Annotated in this window: 21 protein-coding genes; 16 read left to right on the plus strand and 5 right to left on the minus strand. The window is 71.6% G+C overall.

The annotated features are described in order from the left end of the window. Window positions 1-153: 153 nt before the first annotated feature. Entirely contained in the window at window positions 154-1,839 is a 1,686-nt protein-coding gene (locus tag ACZ79I_RS32755) for a ribonuclease J (protein ID WP_471502253.1), read from the minus strand. 649 nt (window positions 1,840-2,488) lie between these two features. Here ACZ79I_RS32755 and ACZ79I_RS32760 point away from each other — a divergent pair. Then, entirely contained in the window at window positions 2,489-2,692 is a 204-nt protein-coding gene (locus ACZ79I_RS32760) for a cold-shock protein (protein ID WP_014670069.1), read from the plus strand. A 358-nt stretch (window positions 2,693-3,050) separates the two neighbouring features. Here the strand turns inward: ACZ79I_RS32760 and ACZ79I_RS32765 are convergent, their stop codons facing one another. Then, entirely contained in the window at window positions 3,051-3,935 is an 885-nt protein-coding gene (locus ACZ79I_RS32765; RefSeq protein WP_471502255.1) for a class I SAM-dependent methyltransferase, read from the minus strand. A 230-nt stretch (window positions 3,936-4,165) separates the two neighbouring features. Here ACZ79I_RS32765 and ACZ79I_RS32770 point away from each other — a divergent pair, with 230 nt between their 5' ends. From ACZ79I_RS32770 to ACZ79I_RS32815, 10 genes are all read left to right on the plus strand, one after another. Next, entirely contained in the window at window positions 4,166-4,585 is a 420-nt protein-coding gene (locus ACZ79I_RS32770; protein ID WP_471502257.1) for a hypothetical protein, read from the plus strand. A gap of 206 nt (window positions 4,586-4,791) precedes the next feature. Then, window positions 4,792-5,880 carry an IS110 family RNA-guided transposase gene (locus ACZ79I_RS32775; protein WP_471502259.1) on the plus strand — a complete coding sequence of 363 codons (1,089 nt, stop codon included), beginning with the start codon at window positions 4,792-4,794 and terminating at the stop codon, window positions 5,878-5,880. Between the two features lie 32 nt (window positions 5,881-5,912). Beyond that, window positions 5,913-7,211, plus strand: a complete 1,299-nt coding sequence (gene pcaDC, locus ACZ79I_RS32780) for a bifunctional 3-oxoadipate enol-lactonase/4-carboxymuconolactone decarboxylase PcaDC (RefSeq protein WP_471502261.1) — start codon at window positions 5,913-5,915, stop codon at window positions 7,209-7,211. Window positions 7,212-7,282: 71 nt separating this feature from the next. Beyond that, window positions 7,283-7,918 (plus strand): MBL fold metallo-hydrolase, encoded by a 636-nt coding sequence (locus tag ACZ79I_RS32785; protein WP_471502263.1) that lies wholly within the window; start codon window positions 7,283-7,285, stop codon window positions 7,916-7,918. 82 nt (window positions 7,919-8,000) lie between these two features. After that, window positions 8,001-8,780, plus strand: a complete 780-nt coding sequence (locus ACZ79I_RS32790; protein WP_471502265.1) for an exodeoxyribonuclease III — start codon at window positions 8,001-8,003, stop codon at window positions 8,778-8,780. Between the two features lie 60 nt (window positions 8,781-8,840). After that, window positions 8,841-9,281: a DUF6278 family protein gene (locus ACZ79I_RS32795; protein WP_471502267.1), complete on the plus strand. Its 441-nt coding sequence runs from the start codon at window positions 8,841-8,843 to the stop codon at window positions 9,279-9,281. A gap of 169 nt (window positions 9,282-9,450) precedes the next feature. Continuing rightward, complete coding sequence (locus tag ACZ79I_RS32800) at window positions 9,451-10,194, plus strand: amino acid ABC transporter ATP-binding protein (protein ID WP_471502269.1); 744 nt, start codon at window positions 9,451-9,453, stop codon at window positions 10,192-10,194. A gap of 15 nt (window positions 10,195-10,209) precedes the next feature. Continuing rightward, window positions 10,210-11,118 carry a glutamate ABC transporter substrate-binding protein gene (locus ACZ79I_RS32805; RefSeq protein WP_471502271.1) on the plus strand — a complete coding sequence of 303 codons (909 nt, stop codon included), beginning with the start codon at window positions 10,210-10,212 and terminating at the stop codon, window positions 11,116-11,118. A gap of 11 nt (window positions 11,119-11,129) precedes the next feature. Further along, complete coding sequence (locus ACZ79I_RS32810) at window positions 11,130-11,774, plus strand: amino acid ABC transporter permease (protein ID WP_471502273.1); 645 nt, start codon at window positions 11,130-11,132, stop codon at window positions 11,772-11,774. Beyond that, window positions 11,771-12,661 carry an amino acid ABC transporter permease gene (locus ACZ79I_RS32815; protein ID WP_471502275.1) on the plus strand — a complete coding sequence of 297 codons (891 nt, stop codon included), beginning with the start codon at window positions 11,771-11,773 and terminating at the stop codon, window positions 12,659-12,661. The genes ACZ79I_RS32810 and ACZ79I_RS32815 overlap by 4 nt, the downstream gene beginning before the upstream one ends. Before the next feature lie 203 nt (window positions 12,662-12,864). Here ACZ79I_RS32815 and ACZ79I_RS32820 read toward each other — a convergent pair whose 3' ends face one another. Beyond that, the gene (locus tag ACZ79I_RS32820; RefSeq protein ID WP_471502277.1) at window positions 12,865-13,620 is read right to left on the minus strand and encodes a hypothetical protein; all 756 of its coding nucleotides are present in this window, start codon (window positions 13,618-13,620) and stop codon (window positions 12,865-12,867) included. A gap of 104 nt (window positions 13,621-13,724) precedes the next feature. Between ACZ79I_RS32820 and ggt the strand changes: the two genes are divergently transcribed. Further along, entirely contained in the window at window positions 13,725-15,521 is a 1,797-nt protein-coding gene (ggt, locus tag ACZ79I_RS32825) for a gamma-glutamyltransferase (protein WP_471502279.1), read from the plus strand. Window positions 15,522-15,533: 12 nt separating this feature from the next. Here ggt and ACZ79I_RS32830 read toward each other — a convergent pair whose 3' ends face one another. Continuing rightward, window positions 15,534-18,164, minus strand: a complete 2,631-nt coding sequence (locus tag ACZ79I_RS32830) for an ATP-dependent Clp protease ATP-binding subunit (RefSeq protein WP_471502281.1) — start codon at window positions 18,162-18,164, stop codon at window positions 15,534-15,536. 374 nt (window positions 18,165-18,538) lie between these two features. Beyond that, the gene (gene map / locus ACZ79I_RS32835; protein ID WP_471502283.1) at window positions 18,539-19,324 is read right to left on the minus strand and encodes a type I methionyl aminopeptidase; all 786 of its coding nucleotides are present in this window, start codon (window positions 19,322-19,324) and stop codon (window positions 18,539-18,541) included. A 73-nt stretch (window positions 19,325-19,397) separates the two neighbouring features. On the opposite strand from map, the gene ACZ79I_RS32840 reads away from it, so the two are divergent. From ACZ79I_RS32840 to ACZ79I_RS32855, 4 genes are all read left to right on the plus strand, one after another. Further along, window positions 19,398-19,649, plus strand: coding sequence for a helix-turn-helix domain-containing protein (locus tag ACZ79I_RS32840; RefSeq protein ID WP_471502285.1), 252 nt, complete (start codon window positions 19,398-19,400; stop codon window positions 19,647-19,649). Between the two features lie 138 nt (window positions 19,650-19,787). Beyond that, entirely contained in the window at window positions 19,788-21,539 is a 1,752-nt protein-coding gene (locus ACZ79I_RS32845; protein WP_471502287.1) for a hypothetical protein, read from the plus strand. Between the two features lie 185 nt (window positions 21,540-21,724). After that, the gene (locus ACZ79I_RS32850; RefSeq protein WP_471502289.1) at window positions 21,725-22,567 is read left to right on the plus strand and encodes a nitrilase-related carbon-nitrogen hydrolase; all 843 of its coding nucleotides are present in this window, start codon (window positions 21,725-21,727) and stop codon (window positions 22,565-22,567) included. Next, window positions 22,564-23,850, plus strand: coding sequence for an aspartate aminotransferase family protein (locus ACZ79I_RS32855; protein ID WP_471502291.1), 1,287 nt, complete (start codon window positions 22,564-22,566; stop codon window positions 23,848-23,850). Before ACZ79I_RS32850 ends, ACZ79I_RS32855 begins: the two co-directional genes overlap by 4 nt. Window positions 23,851-23,949: the final 99 nt, after the last annotated feature.

Consider the following 23,949-nt stretch of genomic DNA (forward strand, 5'->3'; position numbering starts at 1 on the left):
CACCGACTCCCTCGCGGACCTGCCGGCCGCCCACGGCGAGGTGATCCGCCTCGTCGAGCCCGGCGGCTTCGCCACCGTCCGGTCCGGGCGTGCCCGACCTCGATGCTCGCGGGGCCGCCACCGGAACCGCGGACCGTGCTGCCGGGCCGCGGCTCAGGCGTCGATGATGACGGGGATGATGAGGGGCTTGCGGCGGTGGGTGCGGAACGCCCAGTTCGCCACGGCGCGGGCGACGAGTTGTTCGAGTTGGCGGGCGTCCCCGACGCCTTCCTCGGCCGCGGTGGCCAGGGTCTTCTCGATGACCGGGATGACCGGTTCGAAGGTGGTGTCGTCGTGGACGAAGCCCCGGGCCAGGAAGTCGGGGGCCTCGGCGAGGGCGCCGGTGTCCGCGTCGACGATCGCCACCACCGTGACCACGCCTTCGGCGGCGAGGGTGAGGCGGTCCTTGAGGGACGCTTCGGTCGCGCCGCCGACCTCCATGCCGTCCACGTAGACGTTGCCTGCGGGGACCTTGCCGGTGATGGATGCGCGCCCGTCGACGAGGTCGACGACGACGCCGTCCTCGGCGATGACGACCCGGTCGGGGTCGACACCGGTACGGATGGCGAGGTCGCCGTTGGCCCGCAGGTGGCGCCATTCGCCGTGCACGGGCATCACGTTGCGGGGCTTGACGATGTTGTAGCAGTAGACGAGTTCGCCGGCGCTGGCGTGCCCGGAGACGTGCACCTTGGCGTTGCCCTTGTGGACCACGTGGGCGCCCCATCGGGTGAGTCCGTTGATCACCCGGTAGATGGCGTTCTCGTTGCCGGGGATGAGGGAGCTGGCGAGCAGGACGGTGTCGTCCTTGCCGATGCGGATCATGTGGTCGCGGTTGGCCATCCGCGACAGCGCGGCCATCGGTTCGCCCTGGGAGCCGGTGCACACCAGAGTGATCTTGTGGTCCGGGAGCTTCTCCAGCTCCTTCGTGCTCACGACCAGACCGGAGGGGACCTTCAGATAGCCCAGGTCACGGGCGATGCCCATGTTGCGGACCATCGACCGGCCGACGAAGGCGACCTTGCGGCCGTGCTGGTGGGCGGCGTCCAGGACCTGCTGGATGCGGTGCACGTGGCTGGCGAAGCTGGAGACGATGACCCGGCGCGGCGCGGTGCGCATCACCTGCTCGATCGCCGGGTTCAGCTCTCGCTCGGAGGTTGTGAAGCCGGGTACTTCGGCGTTGGTGGAGTCGGTGAGGAACAGGTCCACGCCCTCCTCGCCGAGGCGGGCGAAGGCGCGCAGATCGGTGATGCGGTCGTCGAGCGGGAACTGGTCCATCTTGAAGTCGCCGGTGTGCAGCACCATCCCGGCGCCTGTGCGGATCGCGACCGCGAGGCTGTCTGGGATGGAGTGGTTGACCGCCACGAACTCGCAGTCGAAGGGCCCGAAGCCGCGCCGGTCGCCCTCCCGCACCCGCACCGTGCGCGGACGGATGCCGTGTTCCTTGAGCTTGGCCTCCAGGAACGCCAGCGTCAGCTTGGAGCCGACGACGGGAATGTCGGAGCGCTCGCGCAGCAGGTACGGCATGCCGCCGATGTGGTCCTCGTGGCCGTGGGTCAGCACCACGGCCACGATGTCGTCCAGCCGGTCCCGGATCGAGGTGAAGTCCGGCAGGATCACGTCCACGCCGGGCTGGGTCTCCTCGGGGAACAGCACGCCGCAGTCGACGATGAGCAGCTTGCCCGCGTGCTCGAAGACGGTCATGTTGCGGCCGATCTCACCCAGGCCGCCCAGGGCGATGACCCGCAGCCCTCCTTCAGGAAGGGGTGGGGCGGCTTTCAGCTCGGGGTGCGGATGACTCATACCCTGACGGTACCCGGAGAGTGGGACAGGGTGATCCATCGCCTGTGCGATCTCCTTTTCCCGACGGAGCGGGGCACCCGCAGCGGGTGCCTCGGCACGATCGGATCACGCCGGCGACCGGGGACAGGGAGCGGTGAAAGCGGTACGACCTTCCGTGGCCGAACCGTTCGCCCGGTGCTGGAGAAGATCTCGTGCACCCGGTCGTGTTTTCCGCCGTTCGCTGCCTCCCGGCGGGCCCCGGCACTGGTCCACTCGCAGTAGTCGAGACTCGGGTGCCCTCGGCGCTCAGGAGCAAGTGGGCTGAGACGTCCCCGAGGCAGCTTCCTTCGCCGGGCAGACAGAGCCCGGCCCGTCCGGCCGCCTCCAGGCAGTGCGGTGATGGCGGTTGTCCCCGAAGCGCTCGCCGCCCCCGCCCGCCATGCAGGAAGCCGATGCGGTGCCCCATGGAACTCGGCCCGGATGCTGGCGCGTTTTCGCTAGCGGCTTCCGTCATGCCGTTATAGCGTTGTGATCAGCAGTCGTGGTTCCGAAGTTCCGTTCGCCCGTGATCGCCTCACGGGCGTCCTTGCTGTTCAGCGCCTCTCCGGACCAGGGCGATCACCTCCCGGTCGCGCAGAGTGCGTGCCCGGTTTCCCGCAAGGAGACAGCCATGGCCAAGGGCACAGTGAAGTGGTTCAACAGCGAGAAGGGCTTCGGCTTCATCGAGCAGGAGGGCGGCGGCCCCGACGTCTTCGCCCACTACTCCAACATCGCCAGCCAGGGCTACCGCGAGCTGCAGGAGGGCCAGAAGGTCGAGTTCGACGTCACGCAGGGCCAGAAGGGCCCGCAGGCTGAGAACATCCGCCCCGCCTGATCGCGCGCCCCGGTAAGGGCCCGGCATCCCGGCTTCGGGACGCCGGGCCCTTACCGTCTGCCGCAGTGGTCAGCGGGCCAGAGCCGATCGGTGTCCCGCGTGTTTCAACGAGCCATTGGCAGGAAAAGTGCGCGGCACTGCCGGTACGACGGCGCCAGGCAGGTGACGGGGCAGTGTCGGACGGAGGCGGACTGCGGCGGTATCCGCTGCAGCTTCCGGCCCTCTTCCATGGTCACCGGCCGGACGAACACACTCGGTCGACGCCCCACGGCCACCTCCAAGATCCGCTCTTGGGAGCAGCCTGTCGGCCCACAGCCACCAGATCAATTAGCGGCTCGGCCTACCGGGCTGGGACCGCCTAGCGGGTGGGGACGCTCGCACGGGCGAGGACGGACAACTCGAACGGGCGGAGCGCGTCGGTACGTTCCCACTCTGCAGGGTCGATCGTCTCGCGTTGCCGGGCGTACTCGATCGGCTGGAGCCGGTGCTCGAGCAGGAGGGCGTCCATCTGCTCGATGCTGAGGAAAGTTTGCCAGGGCTCGCCCTGCTCGGCCGCCGCTGCCATGACCAGCTCCGCATACGACTGACCTGCCTCGTCGCGGAGTCCGGCAGGGAGGAGGTGCTCCACGATGAGCTCTGTGCCTGGTGCGAAGCCGCTGATGACGGCCAGGGTCTGCCTGATCGCCTCAGAGGTCAGGTACATCGTGACCCCGAGCCAGCTGACAAGCGAGGGGCGACCCGGGTCAAAGCCGGCCCGCACGAGGTGATCGGTAAGTGACCGGGCGGACTCCTTCTCGAAGTCGACCGGGACGAAGAAGGCGGACGGTGGCACCGTCGTCCCCGTCTCAACCAGCAGCGCCCGCTTCCAGTGCTGGGTCGTCGGCTCGTCCACCTCGAACACCCGTACGGCGTCGGCAAGTTCCGACCGGTAAGCGAAGGAGTCCAGCCCCGCACCGAGGACCACGTACTGGTCGACGCCCCGGCCGGCCAGCTCGGCCAGTCGGTCCTCGGTGTAGCGGCTGCGGGTAACGGCCGTCGTCCGCGCGCCGGACAGGACAGGGTGCCCACCATAGGACCGGTGGTAGCCAAGGAGTTCTTCAGCACGCTCACCCAGGAAGGTCTGCGCCAGGGTGTCGGTGAAGATCGAGGGAGTCTCGTCGACGAGGAGGTGTGCCGCGCGTGCTGCGGCCGACATGAGAGCTGTCTGGCTGGGTTGTCCCTTGTTCATCATGATGCCGGACATTAACCCAACAATTTGACAGAGTATCACAAAATCAAAACTTTCGGAAGGGCTTCCGAGTCCTGTTTTGGTAACGAATGCGATCCTCGCGAGAAGGCCCAACGGCCAAACGCCGCCGGATCAATTACGGGTCGACCTATGGAGCAGAGCCACTAGATGCCGGTACCCGCGATCTACGCGGGCGTGTGCTGGCCGAAGGGGTGCCTTACGAGCGGATTCGGCAGGAACATCCCTTGGCAGTGCAGGAGTTCGTGGTCGGGCGTATCCCCGGTATTGGCCTCCACCTTGGCCTGTCGCGTGGCTTGTACGCGGCCTGCGCCCATCTGCACCAGATGCAGACGGAGATCCCAGCGGAGGAGCCCCTGTTCCCTGCGGCCCCGTTCCTCGTGCGGCGCGGGGCGGACGAGGAACGTGAGGAGATGAGCCGTGAAGCGCGGCGCACCTTCTACGAGCGCGAGGACGAGCGACTGGTGACGGTCAGGCGGGAGATGGCCAACGCGTACAGAACCCAGGAGGTGCCGGCCGGACTCCTGCGCGGTGCTCCCCTCGTGGTGGAAGGGCCCGAAGCCAGAGGCGGGGTGCTGGAGGCGAGAACGGCCGAGACATACATGGCCGTCGAACCCACCGATCCGATCATTTCGGGTCACCGGTGACTCTCCTCCCGAACTCGGCCGGCAGAGGCAGCGTTTGTGCGGGAGATAACTCCTCGGCGAGGTCTGAGCGGCCGCCCCGAACCCCGACCGGAGATCTACCTGCGGTACTCCTCTCACAGACGGGCCTCGCCATCACGGTTCAGACCGTCCGAGCAGGCCGGTGCCGTTCACCCAGCCAGCACGTCACACGTGGGAGGCGAACCATCATGACGACCCGACAGCGCAGCACCTCCTCGAGCACGGATCCTCCCGTTCGGCGCGAGGTTGTCCTGGGTGTGGACACGCACGGCGAAGTTCACGTCGCCGCCGTGGTCTCCCCGCTGGGGAAGGCCCTGGGCACAGAGTCCTTTCCGGCGACGGCCGTTGGCTACCGCCGGCTGCTCGTGTGGGCCCGCAAGCAGGGGACGGTGCGCCGGGCCGGCGTGGAGGGCACCGGCACCTTCGGCGCGGGCCTGTCCCGCTACCTGCTGACCCAGCAGATCCAGGTGTTCGAAGTGAACCGGCCCGACCGCACGGCCCGCCGTCTGCTCGGCAAGTCGGACCCGCTCGATGCGCAGGCCGCAGCGCGAGCCGTGCTCAGCGGTCGCGCCCGGGCCCGGGCCAAGTCCGGCGACGGTCCGGTGCACAGCGCCCGGATCTTCAAGCTCGCCAAGGACTCCGCGGTCAAGGCCCGTACCCAGGCGATCAACCAGCTCAAAGCCGTCCTGGTCATCGCCGATCCCGCACTGCGGGAACGACTGTCGAGCCTGGGCAACCGCGAGCTGTTCCGCACCTGCGCACGCCTCGGGCCAGGCGACGGCGAGAACGCGGTGGCCCAGGCCACCCACATGACCCTGAGAATGCTCGCGGAGCGTATCGAACAGCTCACCGGGCAGATCAATGAGCTGAACCAACGCCTGACCCAGCTCGTCGAACACCACGCCCCACAGCTACTCGTACCGGTGGGCATCGGCCCGGACAGCGCAGTCACCTTGCTGATCACCATGGGAGACAACCCCGAGCGGCTGAACACTGAGGCATCCTTTGCTGCGCTTTGCGGAGTCAGCCCCGTCGAGTATTCGTCGGGCCGTCGGAGCACGCGCCGGCTCAACTACGGCGGCGACCGTCAGGCGAACGCCGCCCTGCACCGCATCGTGTTCACCCGCCTGCGCCACGACCCGCGCACCCAGGCGTACTACGAACGCCGCACCCAGGAGGGCAAGACCCGCCGTGAGATCATCCGATGCCTCAAGCGGTATGCCGCCCGCGAGGTCTTTAACCTGGTCAGACCGGTTTCCCGCGCCCCCGCGTTATAGGGGCGTCCGTGATACGTGAGAGGGTCTGAGGCGTGAGTGAGACACCGTCGAACACCCTGCAATACCGCTTTGACGGGCCAGAAGAGGCTCCCGTCCTGATCCTGGGCCCCTCCCTGGGCACCACCTGGCACATGTGGGACCGTCAGGTCCCCGAACTCGCCCAGCAGTGGCGGGTCTTCCGGTTCGACCTGCCCGGTCACGGCGGCGCCCCCGCGCATCCGGCCGGTTCCGTCACCGACCTCACCGCCCGGCTGCTGGCGACCCTCGACGCACTCGGCGTGCAGCGCTTCGGCTACGCGGGCTGCGCGCTCGGCGGCGCCGTCGGGGCCGAGTTGGCGCTGCGTCACCCCGAACGCCTCACGTCACTCGTCCTGATCGCCGCGTCGCCCCGTTTCGGCACGGCCGACGAGTTCCGCCAGCGCGGCGTGATCGTCCGGACGAACGGGCTCGACCCGATCGCCCGGTCCGCCCCGGAGCGCTGGTTCACCGGCGGGTTCGCGGCCGCGCAGCCCGCGATCACCGAGTGGGCGGTGCAGATGGTGCGCACCACCGACCCCGGCTGCTACATCGCGGCCTGCGAGGCGCTCGCGGCCTTCGACGTGCGGGCCGAACTGGGGCGTATCGGCGTGCCGACGCTGGTGCTCGTGGGGTCCGAGGACCAGGTCACCGGGCCCGCCGAGGCGCGCACCCTGGTCGCCGGGATACCGGACGCCCGGCTCGCGGTCGTCCCGGGCGCCTCCCACCTGGTGCCGGTCGAGCAGCCCGCCGCGGTCACCGACCTGCTGGTCCGCCATTTCTCCACCGCCTGGCAGCCCGCGTTCGACGCGGCGACCGGCCAGATGGCGGCGATCATGGCGCCTCCGGTGAAGCCGGTGCTGGCCGCGCCGCCGCCGGTGGCACCCGTGGCCGAGATCGCCCCGCCCCCGGCCCCGCCCGAGCCCGCCGGCAGGCCCGACCCGTACGACACGGGGATCAAGATCCGCCGTGAGGTGCTCGGCGACGCGCACGTCGACCAGGCGCTGTCCTCGGCGGACGACTTCTCCGGGGACTTCCAGGAGTTCGTCACCCGGTACGCGTGGGGCGAGATCTGGGACCGGCCCGGTCTGGACCGCCGCACCCGCAGCTGTGTCACGCTCACCGCGCTGGTCGCGGGCGGCCATCTGGAGGAACTCGCGGCCCATACGCGGGCGGCCCTGCGCAACGGACTCACCCCGGGCGAGATCGGGGAGGTGCTGCTGCAGGCGGCGGTCTACTGCGGTGTCCCGGCGGCGAACAGCGCGTTCAAGGTGGCGCAGCAGGTCGTCCGCGAGGAGACCACGCCCCAGGAGTGAGCGCCATCCGGGCAGTGGGAGCACCAGCCTGAGCGCGCCCCGGCCACTGCGGCGGGAGGCAGGATGGACCCATGAAGCTCACGAAGAAGTCGCACGCCTGCATCCGGCTGGAGAAGGACGGGCGCACCCTCGTCATCGACCCGGGCACCTTCAGCGAGGAGGACGCCGCGGTCGGCGCGGACGCCATCCTGGTCACGCACGAGCACCTCGACCACTTCAACGAGGAGCGACTGCGGACCGGGATGGAGGCCAACCCGGGCGCCGAGATCTGGACCCTCGCCTCCGTCGCGGGGAAGATCTCGGCGGCGTTCCCCGGGCGGGTGCACACCGTCGGCCACGGCGACACCTTCACCGCCGCGGGCTTCGACGTCCAGGTGCACGGCGAGCTGCACGCCGTGATCCACCCGGACATCCCCCGCATCACGAACGTCGGCTACCTCATCGACGGCGGCAAGGTCTTCCACCCGGGCGACGCGCTCACCGTCCCCGACCGGCCGGTGGAGACGCTGATGCTGCCGGTGATGGCCCCCTGGAACAAGATCGCGGAGGTCATCGACTACGTCCGCGAGGTCCGCCCGCGGCGCGCCTACGACATCCACGACGCCCTCCTGACGGACCTCGCCCGCCCGATCTACGACAACCAGATCGGCGCGCTGGGCGGCGCCGAGCACCTGAGGCTGACGCCGGGGGCGTCGGCGGAGGTCTGAGGGCGGGTGCGGCGGGCGGCCCCCCCGCCGCCCCGCCAGCGGGCCCGCCGCGTTGTCGTACCCGCCCGGTAGGTTGTGAGGCATGCGCATCGCGACCTGGAACGTGAACTCGATCACCGCCCGTCTCCCGAGGCTCCTGTCCTGGCTGGAGAGCAGCGGCACGGATGTGCTGTGCCTGCAGGAGGCCAAGATCGCGGAGGAGCAGTTCCCGTACGACGAGCTGCGCGACCTGGGGTACGAGGCGGCGGTCCACGCCACCGGCCGGTGGAACGGCGTCGCGGTGCTCTCCCGCGTCGGCCTCAAGGACGTGGTCAAGGGCCTGCCCGGCGGCCCCGGCTACGAGGGCGTCGAGGAGCCCCGTGCCGTCTCCGCGACCTGCGGCCCGGTCCGCGTCTGGTCGGTGTACGTGCCGAACGGCCGGGAGGTGGACCACCCGCACTACGCCTACAAGCTCCAGTGGTTCGAGGCACTCAGGGCGGCGGTCGCCGGTGACGCGGCGGGCAGCAGACCGTTCGCGGTGCTGGGGGACTACAACGTGGCGCCGACGGACGACGACGTGTACGACGTGACGGTCTTCGAGGGCCTCACCCACGTCACCCCCGCCGAGCGCGCCGCCCTCGCCGCGCTGCGGGAGACGGGCCTGACGGACGTCGTCCCCCGCCCGCTCAAGTACGACCACCCGTACACGTACTGGGACTACCGCCAGCTGTGCTTCCCCAAGAACCGCGGCATGCGCATCGACCTGGTCTACGGCAACCAGCCGTTCGCGAAGGCGGTCAAGGACGCGTACGTGGACCGGGAGGAGCGCAAGGGCAAGGGAGCGTCCGACCACGCGCCGGTGGTGGTGGACCTGGAGGTGTAGCGCACATCGACCGCGGTGTCACTGTGGTGCCACCCGCCGTGGCGGTGTCAGGCTGGGCGTATGAACATCTCCTTCCTGGGCAAGTGGCGCAAGAAGCACGGTCCCGCCTTCGGCGTCGCGGTGTTCTCCGAAGGTGACGGCGACACCAGCGGCGTCACCGAACTCCTCTCCGAGTGCGAGCTGCTGCGCTCCCACGCCGGCCGGGCGGGCGTCGAACTCGACGACTCCGCCGCCTCCTTGGAGGCCCTCGACCAGCTCCTGCCGCGCTGGCGCGACGACGAGGAGACCCTGCCCTGGCTCGGGAACGACGCGGGGCTGTACCTGGGCACGGTGATCGTGCGCACCGTCCCGGGCGCCGCCTGGGAGATCTGGCCGAGCGGCCACCCCGTGGTGCGGCTGCGCTCCGGCCGTGAGATCGACGTGGTCGTCGACGGCCACACCTGGGCGGCCACCGGCGCCCCCGAACTCTCGCAGGTGTACGCCGAGGTCGCGGAGAACTGAAACCCCGGCCCGCCCCGCACGCGCATCCGCCCGGCACCCGCGCGCCCGGCACCCGCGCGTCATAAATACGGCTAATGCCGGACAGTGCGTGTCGCGCATCACGTCCGTGTCCGTCTGGATAGTTTGCGGCACCTGCGACACGGCTGAGAGCGACTAGGGCGGGCTGGGCATGGCGGTCGATCCGCTGATCGAACTGGACGGCGTGAACAAGTGGTACCACGACCTGCACGTTCTCCGGGACATCGATCTCACGGTCGGCCGGGGGGAGGTGGTCGTGGTCATCGGCCCGTCGGGATCGGGCAAGTCCACGCTGTGCAGAACGATCAACCGGCTGGAGACCATCCAGTCCGGCACCATCAAGCTCGACGGGCGGCCGCTCCCCGAGGAGGGCAGGGCGCTCGCACGCCTGCGTGCCGATGTCGGCATGGTCTTCCAGTCCTTCAACCTGTTCGCCCACAAGACCGTCCTGGAGAACGTCTCGCTCGCCCCGGTCAAGGTCCGCCGCCGCAGGAAGGAGGACGCCGAGCGGCGCGCCCTCGCGCTCCTCGACCGCGTCGGCCTCGCCTCCCAGGCCCCGAAGTACCCGGCGCAGCTCTCCGGAGGCCAGCAGCAGCGCGTCGCCATCGCCCGCGCCCTCGCCATGGACCCCAAGGCGCTCCTGTTCGACGAACCCACCTCCGCCCTAGACCCGGAGATGATCAACGAGGTGCTGGAGGTCATGCGGCAACTCGCCCGGGACGGCATGACCATGGTCGTCGTCACACACGAGATGGGCTTCGCCCGTGCCTCCGCCAACCGTGTCGTCTTCATGGCCGACGGCCGCATCGTCGAGGACCGCACCCCCGAGGAGTTCTTCACCAACCCGCGCAGCGACCGTGCCAAGGACTTCCTCTCCAAGATCCTCAAGCACTGACCGGGGGAGTGATCCATGACCCGTCCGGCACGCGCGTGCCTCGCCCTGGCGGCGCTCGCGGCGCTCCTCGCCGCCTGCGGCAAGGAGGGCAGCCCGCCCACCAAGGGACCCGCCACCGACAGGCTCCCCCACTACCGGGTGGCGCGGGACGTCCGGCTGCCGGACTCGCCCACCTGGCGGCGGGCCAGGAAGCGCGGCCACCTGGTCGTCGGCGCCAAGGAGGACCAGCCGTACCTCGGGGAGCGGGACCCCGCGACCGGCAGGTACGCGGGATTCGACATCGAGATCGCGAAGATGATGTCGGCCTCCCTCGGATTCGCCCCGGGGACCGTCCGTTTCAAGACCATCGCCTCCGCCAACCGGGAAACGGCCCTGCAGAACGGGCAGGTCGACTACTACGTCGGCACCTACACCATCAACGCCCTGCGCAAGAAGCTCGTCGGCTTCGCCGGCCCCTACTACATGGCCGGCCAGTCCCTCCTGGTCCGCCGCGGCGAGCACGGCATCGACGGCCCGCGGGACCTCGACGGCAAACGGGTCTGCTCGGCGGCCGGTTCGACCCCCTACCAGCGCATCCGGAAGGACTACCCGAAGGCGGTCCTCGTCGCGTACGACACCTACTCCGTCTGTGTCGACAATCTGCTCACCTACCAGGTCGACGCCGTCACCACCGACGACGCCATCCTCATCGGCTACGCGGCGAAGGTCCCCGACGAACTCCGCGTCGCCGGCAGGCCCTTCTCCAAGGAGCCGTACGGCATCGGCGTCCCGCGCGGCGACACCGCACTCCGGTTCGCCCTGGACGACGCCCTGCGGGCCCGCGAGAAGAACGGCGACTGGCGAAAGGCGTACGAGGCGACGCTCGGCCTGTCCGGCGTGCCCGCGCCCGCCCCGCCCGTGATCGACCGCTATCCGGCGAGCTGAGCGAGGTACCCGTGAACGTACTGACGGACAACTTCCCCACCTTCGCCGAGGGATTCCTCGGCACCGTCGAACTCACCGTCTACTCCTCCCTGCTGGCGCTCGCGCTCGGCTTCGTGACGGCCTCCTGCCGGGTCGCCCCCGTCCGCCCGCTCAGGGCGTTCGGCACCGCATGGGTGACGGTCCTGCGCAACACCCCCCTCACCCTGCTGTTCTTCGCGGTGCTGCTCGGACTGCCGCGCTTCGGTCTCGTGCTGCCCTTCCAGCTGTTCGCGGTGCTGGCGCTCGGCTGCTACACCTCGGCGTTCGTCTGCGAGGCGCTGCGCTCCGGCATCAACACCGTGCCCGCGGGACAGGGGGAGGCGGCCCGCAGCCTCGGCATGACCTTCGGGCAGACCCTCACACTGGTGGTCCTGCCGCAGGCGTTCCGCACGGTCGTCCCGCCGGTCGGGTCGATCCTGATCGCGCTGGTCAAGAACTCGGCGATCGCGGGGGCGTTCAGCGTCACGGAACTGCTCGGCACATACCGGACCCTCAGCGAGCTGGGGTACAACATCATCTGGACGTTCGTCTGGATCGCCGTCGGCTATCTGATCATCACCCTCGCCATCAGCGCGCTCTTCAATCTGATGGAACGCCACTGGGGAGTCGCCCGATGACCGCCTCCGGCGCCGAGGCCCCGGCCCTGTACGACATCCCGGGCCCCCGTGCCCGGCGACGGCACCGCGTCTACGGCACCCTGGCCACCGCCGCCCTCGCCGGGACGGCCGCCTGGGTCGTGTACCTGCTGCTGGCCACCGGCCAGTTCACCTACACGAAGTGGATGCCCTTCGAGTACCGGGGAGTCCAGGAGCTGCTGCTGCGGGGCCTCGGCAACACGCTCAAGGCGTTCGCGACGGCCGCGGTGCTGTCACTGGCCCTCGGCGGGCTGCTCGCCGCCGGACGGCTCTCCGACCATGCTCCGCTGCGGTGGACGTCCACGCTCGTCGTCGAGTTCTTCCGCGCCATGCCGCTGCTGGTGATGATCTTCTTCATCTTCGTGGCGCTCAAGGTGCAGCCCCTGCCCGCGCTGGTCGCCGGGCTCACCCTCTACAACGGCTCGGTGCTCGCCGAGGTCTTCCGCTCCGGCGTCAACTCCGTGGACCGCGGCCAGCGGGAGGCCGCCTACGCGCTGGGCATGCGCAAGACGCAGGTGATGTCGTACGTCCTCGTGCCCCAGGCCGTGCGGGCGATGCTGCCCGCCATCATCAGCCAGTTGGTGGTCGCCCTGAAGGACACCTCGCTCGGCTATTTGATCACATACGAGGAATTCCTCCACGCCGGGAAGCTCATCGCGTCGAACCTCGACTACGATTTGCCGTTCATCCCCGTGGTGATGGTGATCTCGCCGATCTACATCGGGATGTGCATGCTGCTCTCCTGGTTCGCCCGGTGGGTGTCCCGGTGGGAGCGGCACAGTCCCAAGACCGGGGCCGTGGACGTCGCGGCGGCCGAACCGGGGACGCTGCTGCCGGGCGAGGCTCCCCCCACGGGCCTGAGACCGTAGGGGAGAAGAGCGGCGGCTCACAGGGCCAGGCCCGGCCGGCCGCAGCCGGAGATCACTGCTCGCGCAGCGGAACGGACACGCAGGACGGTCGCCCGCCGGTGAGGAGAAGGTCAGCTGCGCGCCGGACGGGTTGTGCCCGGTACCCGGTACACCCGCCATGCCGATGTACCGCACCACCGGCCGCGGCCGGCCGCAGGCATCCCCTAGGAGGCGCGGTGGGAGGTGCGGGCGGCCGGCACCGGAGCGGGCGCCTGCGCGGCCCGGGTCACGTCCCCCACCAGCTCCACCACGTCCGGGCCGTACGCCTGCGAGTTGACGACCTTCAGCAGCAGCACGAAGGAGCCCGAGCCGTACTTGCGGTGCAGACGCTCGTGGTGGCGGGCCAGGTAGCGGGTCGCCGCCTGGTTGGTGATCGCGCGCTGGCCGCAGAAGAGGAAGACGGGCCGCGCACCGCGCCCCTGGTCCGCGGTGAGCCGGGCGAGGATCACGTACTCGGACGTCCCGGGCTCCAGCCGGTAACGCTCGCCGCCGATCTGGAACGCGGCGCGGTCCGGGCCGGGTTCGCTGTCGGTGTTGACCTGGACGCCGGGCAGCAGGGACTGCAGATGGGCCGCCATACGGCGGTTGGAGGAGGGGCCGCCGACACAGAACTCCGTGCGCTCGCCGAAGCCCTGCTGGGCCGCGTCGTGCGGCACGACCTGGGCCTTCGCGCCGCAGTCCTTGATGAGGGCGGAGAGCTCCAGCAGGGCGAACACGTCGTGGCGATGGACCGTCAGCTCCACGGCGCCCGCCTCGCGGTTGACCACCAGCAGCGACTCGGCGTTGTCCGGCAGGCCGAAGAATGCCTGCTTGCGGCGGAGTTTCCGCTTCCACAGATACGTACGGGCGAGCCAGCCGAGCGCGGCGCTGATACCGGCGGCGATCAGCCCGAGGACGATGTTGCGCACGTCGTCGTTCATGGGGGCGCATGGTAGCGGGCCGCCGCGCACCGGTGTTCGATGGGACTGACGGGACCATGGCCATGCGGTTACGCTGCGCGGACTGTCGTTGACTGGAGGTACGAATGCGTCGCCCTGTCACGCGGAATCTGGCGGTGCCGGCGGTCTTAGCCGCCGTGGTCTCGGTGGGAGCGGCGGCGCCGCCCCGGGCCACGTCCGCCCCGGAGAAGGTGCCCGTCGCCGTGGGGTACGGCGGCGCCGTGGCAAGCGTCGACGCGGACGCGTCGGCCGCCGGCATCGAGGTCCTCAGAAAGGGCGGCAACGCGGTGGACGCGGCCGTCGCCACGGCCGCCGCGCTCGGCGTCACCGAGCCCTACTCCGCGGGCATCGGCGGAGGCGGCTACTTCGTCTACTACGACGCCAAGACGCGTACGGTGCACACGATCGACGGCCGCGAGACGGCCCCGCTGACCGCAGACTCCCGGCTCTTCGTGGAGAACGGCAAGCCGCTCGCCTTCGCCGACGCCGTCAGCAGCGGGCTGAGCGTCGGCACCCCGGGCACGCCCGCCACCTGGCAGAAGGCGCTGGACACCTGGGGCACCAAACGCCTCGGCACGGTCCTGAAACCGGCCGAACGCATCGCGCGCGACGGCTTCACCGTGGACAGCACCTTCCGCTCGCAGACCGCGGCGAACGAGACCCGCTTCCGCTACTTCCCGGCCACGGCCCGGCTGTTCCTGCCGGGCGGCGCGCTCCCCGTCGTCGGCTCCACCTTCAAGAACCCCGACCTCGCCCGCACCTACCGGGAGCTGGGCAGCAAGGGCATGGGCGCCCTCTACCACGGCGACCTCGGCAAGGACATCGTCGCCACCGTCGACAAGCCGCCCGTGGACCCGGCGTCGGGCTGGAAGGCGCGCCCGGGCGGGCTGTCGGCGGCGGACCTCGCCGCATACCGGGCGAAGCTCCAGGCGCCCACGAAGATCTCGTACCGCGGTCTCGACGTGTACTCCATCGCGCCCTCGTCGTCCGGTGGCACCACGGTCGGTGAGGCGCTCAACATCCTGGAGGAAACGGATCTCTCCAAGGCGAGCGAGGCGCAGTACCTGCACCACTTCATCGAGGCGAGCCGTGTCGCGTTCGCGGACCGCGGGCGCTGGGTCGGCGACCCCGCCTTCGAGGACGTACCGACCAGGGAACTGCTGTCGCAGCCCTACGCCGACTCCCGAGCGTGCCTGATCAAGGACGACGCGGTGCTCACCAGCCCGCTCGCGCCCGGCGACCCGCGCCACCCGGCGGCCTGCGCGGCCGGAGGCACGGCGGCCCCGACGACGTACGAGGGCGAGAACACCACCCACCTCACGGTGGCCGACAAGTGGGGCAACGTCGTCTCCTACACGCTCACCATCGAGCAGACCGGAGGCAGCGGCATCACCGTCCCCGGCCGTGGTTTCCTCCTCAACAACGAGCTGACCGACTTCTCCTTCACCCCCGCCAACCCGGCCGTGCACGACCCCAACCTGCCCGGCCCGGGCAAGCGCCCGCGCTCCTCGATCTCGCCGACGATCGTGCTCGACCGGCACGGCAGGCCCGTCGTCGCCCTCGGCTCGCCCGGCGGCGCCAGCATCATCACGACCGTGCTGCAGACGCTGACCGAGTTCCTCGACCGGCGGCTGCCGCTCGTCGACGCGATCGCCGCGCCGCGCGCCAGCCAGCGCAACACCGCGCAGACGGAACTCGAACCGGGCCTGTACGACAGCGCCCTGCGCGCTCGGCTGGAGGCGATCGGGCACTCCTTCAAGGTGAACCCGGAGATCGGCGCGGCCACCGGTGTGCAGCGGCTGCCCGGCGGCAGGTGGCTGGCCGCCGCCGAGACGGTGCGCCGCGGCGGCGGTTCCGCGATGGTGGTGCAGCCGGCGCCGTAGTGGTCGCGCGGCTCACTCGGGGCGGGCGGCCTCGTCCCCGGCTCCTTCGGGGCGGGCCGGGGTGCCGCCCGGCGCCTTCGGGGCGGCACCCCCCTCACCCGCGGCCTTCGGGGCGGGCGGCTCCGCGCGGATGGTGAGTTCGCCGTCCTCGGTGTCCACCACGGCCAGGCCCCCGCGCCCGATCCGGCCGTCGAGCAGCAGCCGGGAGAGCCGGTTGTCGACCTCCCGCTGGATGGTGCGGCGCAGCGGCCGGGCGCCGTACTCCGGCTGGTAGCCGCGCTGCGCCAGCCAGTCGACGGCCCGCTCGGTGAACGTGACGGCGACGTCCTGGGCCTGCAGCCGGCGCCGGGTCCTGTCCAGCAGCAGGTCGGTGATGCGCCGCAGCTGGTCCGACGTCAGCTGGCGGAAGACGACGATCTCGTCGATGCGGTTCAGGAACTCGGGCCGGAAGTGCTCGCGCAGCGGACGCAGGATCTGCTCGCGCCGCGCCTCCTCGTCCGCCTCGGCGCCGCCCGCCCCGAACCCGATGCCGGCGCCGCGCCGGGTGATCGCCTCGGAGCCGAGGTTGCTGGTCATCACCACGACGGTGTTCGCGAAGTCCACGGTGCGGCCCTGGGCGTCGGTGAGCCGGCCGTCGTCGAGGACCTGCAGCAGGATGTTGAAGACATCCGGGTGCGCCTTCTCCACCTCGTCGAGCAGCAGCAGCGAGTACGGGTGGCGCCGCACCACCTCGGTGAGCTGGCCCGCCTCCTCGTGACCGACGTACCCGGGCGGGGCGCCCACGAGCCGGCTGACGGTGTGCCGCTCCTGGTACTCGCTCATGTCGAGCCGGACCATGCGCTCCTCGCTGCCGAACAGCGCCTCCGCGAGCGCACGCGCCAGCTCCGTCTTGCCGACGCCGGTCGGGCCGAGGAAGAGGAAGCTGCCGATCGGCCGGTCGGGACTGGACAGCCCGGCACGCGAGCGCAGCACCGCGTCGGCGACCGCGCTCACCGCCTCCTCCTGCCCGACGATCCGCTGGTGCAGATGCTCCTCCAGGCCGAGCAGCCGTTCCTTCTCCTCCTCGGTGAGCCGGCTGACCGGGATGCCGGTGAGCCGGGAGATGACCTCGGCGACGGCCTCGGCGGTGACCTCCAGGTGCTGCCCCTCGTCGGCCTCGCTCTCGCCGCTGGCCTGCTCGATCCGCTCCTTCAGTTCGGCGATGCGGTCGCGCAGCGCCGTGGCCTGCTCGTACTGCTCGTCCGCCACCGCCTGGTCCTTGTCCCGGGTCAGCCGCTCCATCTCGCGCTCCAGCGCCCGTACGTCCGTGCCCTTCGTCCGGGCGCGCAGCCGCACCCGGGCGCCGGCCTGGTCGATCAGGTCGATCGCCTTGTCGGGCAGATGGCGGTCGGTCAGATAGCGGTCGGACAGCTCCACGGCGGCCATCAGCGCCTCGTCGCTGTAGCGGACCTGGTGGTGGGCCTCGTAGCGGTCGCGCAGCCCGCGCAGGATCTCGACCGCGTCCGCGACGGACGGCTCCGGCACCAGGATCGGCTGGAAGCGTCGGGCCAGGGCCGCGTCCTTCTCGATCCGGCGGTACTCCTCCAGCGTGGTGGCGCCCACCACGTGCAGCTCGCCGCGGGCCAGGGCGGGCTTGAGGATGTTGCCCGCGTCCATGGACCCGCCCTCCGCGCCGCTGCCGCCGGCGCCGACGACGGTGTGCAGTTCGTCGATGAAGACGATGAGTTCGTCCGAGTGCGACCGGATCTCGCTCACGATGGTGGTGAGCCGTTCCTCGAAGTCGCCGCGGTAGCGGGTGCCGGCGACCACCCCGGCCATGTCCAGGGCGAACACCCGGCGGCCGAGGAGCACGTCGGGCACGTCGCCGTCGGCGATGCGCTGGGCGAGCCCCTCGACGATGGCGGTCTTGCCGACGCCCGCGTCGCCGATGAGGACCGGGTTGTTCTTGCCGCGGCGGGAGAGCACCTCGATGGTCTGCTCGATCTCCTCGTCCCGCCCGATCACCGGGTCGATACGGCCCTGGCGCGCCGTCTCGGTCAGATCGCGGCCGTACTTGTCCAGCGTGGGGGTGGAGGTGGGGCGACGCCGCTCCGGGCGCGCCTGCGTGGTGTCCCCGGGCTCCGGAGGCAGGGAGGAGCGGGTGAAGCGGGCGGAGTGGAGGATGTGCCCGGCGGCCGAGTCGGGGTTCGCGGCGAGGGCGCTGAGCACGTGCTCGGGGCCGATGTAGCCGGTGCCGCTCGTACGGGCCAGTTCGTGGGCGTCCAGCAGGGCGCGCTTGACCGCGGGCGTCAGGGACAGGGAGGTCGGCGGCTGCGCTGCTGCGGCGTCCTGCTGGACCGGCCCGGAGCGCTCGTCGATCTCCGTCGCCAGCGAGTCGGGATCCGCGCCGGCGCGGCTCAGCAGGCTTCTGGTCGGCTCGGTGGCGACCGCGGCGCGCAGCAGATGCTGGGTGTCCAGGTCACGGCTGCCGTGCTCGACGGCGTACCGCGCGGCACCGGCGACCAGTTGCCGGGCCGGCTCGCTCATCAGCCGGCCGAGGTCGATCTGCCGGGGACCGCGACGCTGTCCGCCGAAGATACGTGCGAAGAACTCTGCGAAGGGGTCCGAGCCGTAGCCCTGCGGACCCGTGAACCCGCTGGTCATGGCCATCCGTTCCGGCGTCCCGATGGGGGTCCCCTGTTCGAGCGAAGCCAAGAACGCAGGGAGCCCGGGACACGCTCGCTGGGTCGACGTGCCGGTGCCGGGTGCCCGGACCGGACCCGGTCACACCTCGGGGCGCTTCCGGCGCTGCACGTATCACGATGGCACGATCGCCCCCGGCGGGCACCTCCAGAATGGCCGGCCGGGCCGTGCACGGTCCTGCACGCCCGTACGGGGCACGCCGCACCGAGGCGCGCCTGCGCCCTGGCGAGGCACGCCGTGCGCCGTCTCAGCCTCCGTCTCCGCCTCCGACGGGGGTACGGCGTCACGGGGCACGGCGTCCCGGGACAGCCGGCGTCCCGGCGGCCCGGCGGCCCTCATCCCGTGCGGACCTCCGCGCGGGCCGTGAGGACGCGCGGTCCCGCATCCGTGATCGCCACCGTGTGTTCCACATGGGCCGCGCGGGAGCCGTCGTCCGTGCGGAGGGTCCAGCCGTCGGGGGCCGCGTGGTAGCCGTCGGTGCCGCCGCCGATGAGCATGGGCTCGATGGCCAGGACCATGCCGTGGCGCAGCGGCATGCCGCGGCCCGGGCGGCCCTCGTTGGGGACGGGCGGGTCCTCGTGCATGCGGCGGCCCACGCCGTGCCCGCCGAAGCCCTGCGGGATGCCGTACCCCGCGGCCCGGCACACCGCGCCGACCGCGTGTGCGACGTCCCCGATGCGGTTGCCGACCACGGCCGCCGCGATGCCCGCCGCCAGCGCCCGTTCCGCGGTGTCGACGAGCCGCAGGTCGGCGGGGCGCGGCACGCCCACCACGAAGCTGATCGCCGAGTCGCCCGCCCAGCCGCCCAGTTCGGCCCCGCAGTCGATGGAGACCAGGTCGCCGTCGCGCAGCCGGTAGGCGTCCGGGATGCCGTGCACGATCGCGTCGTTGACGGACGCGCAGACGACCGCCGGGAAGGGGGTCGGCGCGAAGGAGGGGCGGTAGCCCAGGAACGGCGAGGTGGCACCCGCGTCGCGCAGGACCCCGCGTGCCACCTCGTCGAGTTCGAGCAGGGAGACGCCCACGCGGGCGGCGTTCCGGACCGCGGTGAGGGCGCGGCCCACGACCTGGCCCGCGGTGTGCATCGCGTCGATCGATCGATCCGTCTTCAGTTCCACCATGCCAATTACTATACCGCTTCCACCCAATTACTATACCGGTCACGGAAGAGGGGTCCGGTATTAGAATGGGCGCATGGTGCGTACCCCGCTGACCCCCGAAGAGCGCGAACGCGGCGAGCGGCTCGGACGGTTGCTGCGCGAGGCGCGCGGTGGCCGCAGCATGGCGGAGGTGGCGGCGAGCGCCGGTCTGTCCGCCGAGACCCTGCGCAAGATCGAGACGGGGCGCGCGCCCACCCCGGCGTTCTTCACGGTCGCGGCGCTGGCGCGGGTGCTCGGGCTGTCCCTGGACGAACTCGCCGGGCTCTGCGTGCCGGTCGCGGCCTGAGCCGCGGGGGGCGCGCACGGCCCACGGACGCTCCCGTGGAGCGCTCCGCGTCCGGTCTGAAAACTCGCTGTAGCCCTTCCGTAACACGCCTGGTGTTTTCTACGGAACGGAGAACTCCAGTCGGGCGGGAGCTGGGCGATGGCTGTTGATCAACTCCCGGGTCGGGTGAGGGAGTTCGCGAGCTACCTGAACGGGCTGCTGACGCGGCTCGACCAGGGTGGCGGCTGGTGCGGGGTGTTCTGGCGGCGCGACCCGGACGGGATGCGGGCCTGCCTGGAGGGGCGGGAGGTACCGCCCTGGGACGTCGTGGAGGCGCTCCTGCAGGACCTCACCGCGGCATACGGCACCGCGGTGGCCGTGCAGGAGGCCGAGCGGGCGCGGGCGCTGCACGATGCCTCGCTCGCCGCGTACGACGCCCGGCCCGGCGGCCGGGACGCCCTCGGCGACCGGCTCGATGTGATGCTCCGCGAGCAGCGCTACGCGGCCGAGCGCCGGGCGGACCTCGGCCACCGGCTCGGGGCCGCGGCCGACCCGGCCGAGGCCGAGTCGCTCCGCCTCGACCTGGCCTGGGCCGAGGACGACCACGAACGTGCCACGGCCCGGTGCGCGGAACTCCGCCGCCGCATGGAAGCCCTCGACGGCCGCGCCCTGCGCACTCGGGCGCCGGGCGCTCCCGGCGCCGGGGACGGCCGGGCCGGGGAGGTGTTCCGGGCCGGGGCCCCGGTGGGCGCACCGGCCGGGGCCCCGGAGGGCACGCGGGCGGCCCCGGCCGGTGCGCCCGCCGGCCGCGGTGCGCCGCGGCCGCCGGACGGGGACACAGCGGCGGGGCACTCCCGCGACGGCGCCGGGTGGCCGCAGGACGCGCCGGCGGGCGGGCCCGCGGCACGCGACGGCGCGGCGTGGGCCGGCGCCCCGGCCGACGGCGGTTTCTTCGGGGCGCCGCAGCCGAGGGCCGGTGGGGCCGGCCACGCCACCGCCCCGCCGGGGGGACAGCACCGCGGCGGACGGCCCGGCAGCGACGCCCGGCGGCCCGGCGACCGTCCCGGGGACCCGTACGCCGACTCCGCGCCGCAGGCCGCCCGTTCCGCGCCGGACGCCCCCGCCGCCCCTGCCGTGGACGAACCCGCAGCCGCCGAGGGACCCACCCCGGTCCCCGACCCCCCGGCCAGGCAGCGCAGGCGCCGTCCCCGGGGCAGTGCCCGGTTCGCCGGGGTGATGGATGTGCAGGAGGCGCCCCCGAGGGCCCCGGCCGCCGCCGCTCCCGCCCCGAGTGGCCACGGCCCCCGTGGCGCGCGGTTCGCCGGGGCCGCCGCCACCGAGGCGGACCCGGCGAACCGGCCGCGCCGGGAGGCCCTCGGTGAGGGGGACCGGCGGATCATCGCCGAGACCGTCGCGGCCCTCACCCGGCTGCGCGCCCAGGGCCTCAGCGGCGAGGCCCACGCCCTGCTCGTCGAGGCCGTACACTGGCCCGCCGCCCGCTACCCGCTGCTGGCCGCCGAGCTGCACCGCGCGGGTCTCGGCGCCGACTGGGCCACCCTCCTGTGGGAGGCCGCATCGCTGCCCGCCGACCGCCTGGTCGCCGCCGCGGACGCGCTCACCGCCGTGGGCCGTGCCGAGGACGGCGAGCAGATGCTGCGCCAGGGCGTCGTACGGCCCGCGGGCGAGATCGGGGAAGCCGTGCTCGGCCTCGGCGCCGACGGCCGTCATCGCGAGGCCCGCGCCCTCCTCGACGCGTACGTCCGCATCCGTACGCCCGAGGAGGCGGCCCGCAGTGCCGCCGTGGACCCGCAGCGCCTCGTACCGCTGCTCCTGGAGGCCGCCCGCGGTGTCTCCGAGGAGCGGCGCTGGGACCTCGTCCACGCCCTGCGGGTCGCCGGATTCACCACGTGAGCGGCCCACCGACAATCCGACCACTCACCCGCAGGAGTGCGAAACATGATCGACTCCGCGGGTTGGCGACGATGGTCTTGGCAAGGCCGTCCCCGAGGCTTACGTTCAAGCCTCTGCAGTCGTGTCTACAGGCGTAGAGGCTCTCTGACGTCCCCACCAGGACAACAGGCAGAAGGAGCGGCACCATGGCCCACGTCGTACGCGCCGCGCTGGTCCAGGCGACCTGGACCGGTGACACCGAATCCATGATCGCCAAGCATGTGGAGCACGCCCGCGACGCGGCCGCGCAGGGCGCGCAGGTCATCGGATTCCAGGAAGTCTTCAACGCCCCCTACTTCTGCCAGGTCCAGGAACCCGAGCACTACCGCTGGGCCGAGCCCGTGCCCGGCGGTCCCACCATCACCCGGATGCGCGAACTGGCGCGTGAGACCGGCATGGTGATCGTCGTACCCGTCTTCGAGATCGAACAGTCCGGCCTCTACTACAACACCGCCGCCGTGATCGACGCCGACGGCACCGTCCTCGGCAAGTACCGCAAGCACCACATCCCGCAGCTCAAGGGCTTCTGGGAGAAGTACTACTTCAAACCGGGCAACCTCGGCTGGCCCGTCTTCGACACCGCGGCCGGCAAGGTCGCCGTGTACATCTGCTACGACCGCCACTTCCCGGAGGGCTGGCGGCAACTCGGCCTGGGCGGCGCCCAGCTGGTCTACAACCCGTCCGCCACCTCGCGCGGCCTGTCCGCCCACCTCTGGCAGCTGGAACAGCCCGCGGCCGCCGTCGCCAACGAGTACTTCGTCGCCGCGATCAACCGCGTCGGCCGGGAGGAGTACGGCGACAACGACTTCTACGGCACGAGCTACTTCGTCGACCCGCGTGGGCAGTTCGTAGGGGACGTCGCCAGCGACAAGGAGGAGGAACTCGTGGTCCGCGACCTCGACTTCGGCCTCATCGAAGAAGTGCGGCAGCAGTGGGCGTTCTACCGCGACCGCCGCCCCGACGCGTACGAAGGACTGGTGAAGCCGTGAGCGACCTGTACGCCCGTCACAAGGCCGTCCTGCCCGACTGGCTCGCCCTGTACTACGAGGAGCCGCTGGAGATCACCCACGGCGAGGGCCGCCACGTCTGGGACGCCGACGGGAAGAAGTACCTGGACTTCTTCGGCGGCATCCTCACCACGATGACCGCGCACGCGCTGCCCGAGGTCACCAAGGCGGTGACCGAGCAGGCCGGACGGATCCTGCACTCCTCGACCCTCTACCTCAACCGGCCGATGGTCGACCTCGCCGAGCAGATCGCCCGGTTGAGCGGCATCCCGGACGCCCGCGTGTTCTTCACCACCTCCGGCACCGAGGCCAACGACACCGCGCTGCTGCTGGCGACGACGTACCGGCGCAGCAACCAGATCCTCGCGATGCGCAACAGCTACCACGGCCGCTCGTTCAGCGCGGTCGGCATCACCGGCAACCGCGGCTGGTCGCCGACGTCCCTGTCGCCGCTGGGGACCCTCTACGTCCACGGCGGCGTCCGCACCCGCGGCCCGTTCGCGCACCTGAGCGACGCCGACTTCATCGCGGCCTGCGTCGAGGACCTCAAGGACCTGCTCGGGCACACACGCCCGCCGGCGGCCCTGATCGCCGAGCCCGTCCAGGGCGTCGGCGGCTTCACCTCGCCGCCCGACGGGCTGTACGCCGCCTTCCGCGAGGTGCTCCAGGAACACGGCATCCTGTGGATCTCCGACGAGGTGCAGACCGGCTGGGGCCGCACCGGCGACCACTTCTGGGGCTGGCAGGCACACGGTGCCTCCGGGCCTCCCGACATCCTCACCTTCGCCAAGGGCATCGGCAACGGCATGTCCATCGGCGGCGTCGTCGCCCGCCCCGAGATCATGAACTGCCTGGACGCCAACTCCATCTCGACGTTCGGCGGCACCCAGATCACCATGGCCGCCGGCCTCGCCAACCTCACCTACCTGCTGGAGCACGACCTCCAGGGCAACGCCCGGCGCGTGGGCAGGCTGCTCGGCGAACGGCTGCGGACCGCCGCCGCGCGGCTTCCGGGGGTGCGGGAGGTGCGCGGGCGCGGGCTGATGATCGGGGTCGAACTGGTGCGGCCCGGCACGGACGAGGCCGATCCGCAGGCGGCGGCGGCCGTGCTGGAGGCCGCCCGCGCGGACGGCCTGCTGATCGGCAAGGGGGGCGGGCACAACACCAGTGTGCTGCGCATCGCCCCGCCGCTCACGCTCACCGTCCCGGAGGCGGAGGAGGGCGCCGCGATCCTCGAACGTGCCCTCCGGACCGTCCACGAATGACCCACCCCGTCGGCCCCGTCGGCCCCTCGGCCCCCGACCCCTTCCCCTCGTCCGTCCCTTCGGCCGATCCGCCCACCGGTCGGTCAGCCCCTCGACAGC

The sequence above is a fragment of the Streptomyces sp. PSU-S4-23 genome (assembly GCF_055632315.1).

What these genes read in the sequence shown, in the direction of transcription:
- ACZ79I_RS32755 (WP_471502253.1), bottom strand. Translation starts at nt 1,839, where the DNA reads ATGAGTCATCCGCACCCCGAGCTGAAAGCCGCCCCACCCCTTCCTGAA.
- ACZ79I_RS32760 (WP_014670069.1), top strand. Translation starts at nt 2,489, where the DNA reads ATGGCCAAGGGCACAGTGAAGTGGTTCAACAGCGAGAAGGGCTTCGGC.
- ACZ79I_RS32765 (WP_471502255.1), bottom strand. Translation starts at nt 3,935, where the DNA reads ATGTCCGGCATCATGATGAACAAGGGACAACCCAGCCAGACAGCTCTC.
- ACZ79I_RS32775 (WP_471502259.1), top strand. Translation starts at nt 4,792, where the DNA reads ATGACGACCCGACAGCGCAGCACCTCCTCGAGCACGGATCCTCCCGTT.
- ACZ79I_RS32785 (WP_471502263.1), top strand. Translation starts at nt 7,283, where the DNA reads ATGAAGCTCACGAAGAAGTCGCACGCCTGCATCCGGCTGGAGAAGGAC.
- ACZ79I_RS32790 (WP_471502265.1), top strand. Translation starts at nt 8,001, where the DNA reads ATGCGCATCGCGACCTGGAACGTGAACTCGATCACCGCCCGTCTCCCG.
- ACZ79I_RS32795 (WP_471502267.1), top strand. Translation starts at nt 8,841, where the DNA reads ATGAACATCTCCTTCCTGGGCAAGTGGCGCAAGAAGCACGGTCCCGCC.
- ACZ79I_RS32800 (WP_471502269.1), top strand. Translation starts at nt 9,451, where the DNA reads ATGGCGGTCGATCCGCTGATCGAACTGGACGGCGTGAACAAGTGGTAC.
- ACZ79I_RS32805 (WP_471502271.1), top strand. Translation starts at nt 10,210, where the DNA reads ATGACCCGTCCGGCACGCGCGTGCCTCGCCCTGGCGGCGCTCGCGGCG.
- ACZ79I_RS32815 (WP_471502275.1), top strand. Translation starts at nt 11,771, where the DNA reads ATGACCGCCTCCGGCGCCGAGGCCCCGGCCCTGTACGACATCCCGGGC.
- ACZ79I_RS32820 (WP_471502277.1), bottom strand. Translation starts at nt 13,620, where the DNA reads ATGAACGACGACGTGCGCAACATCGTCCTCGGGCTGATCGCCGCCGGT.
- ggt (WP_471502279.1), top strand. Translation starts at nt 13,725, where the DNA reads ATGCGTCGCCCTGTCACGCGGAATCTGGCGGTGCCGGCGGTCTTAGCC.
- ACZ79I_RS32830 (WP_471502281.1), bottom strand. Translation starts at nt 18,164, where the DNA reads ATGACCAGCGGGTTCACGGGTCCGCAGGGCTACGGCTCGGACCCCTTC.
- map (WP_471502283.1), bottom strand. Translation starts at nt 19,324, where the DNA reads ATGGTGGAACTGAAGACGGATCGATCGATCGACGCGATGCACACCGCG.
- ACZ79I_RS32840 (WP_471502285.1), top strand. Translation starts at nt 19,398, where the DNA reads ATGGTGCGTACCCCGCTGACCCCCGAAGAGCGCGAACGCGGCGAGCGG.
- ACZ79I_RS32845 (WP_471502287.1), top strand. Translation starts at nt 19,788, where the DNA reads ATGGCTGTTGATCAACTCCCGGGTCGGGTGAGGGAGTTCGCGAGCTAC.
- ACZ79I_RS32850 (WP_471502289.1), top strand. Translation starts at nt 21,725, where the DNA reads ATGGCCCACGTCGTACGCGCCGCGCTGGTCCAGGCGACCTGGACCGGT.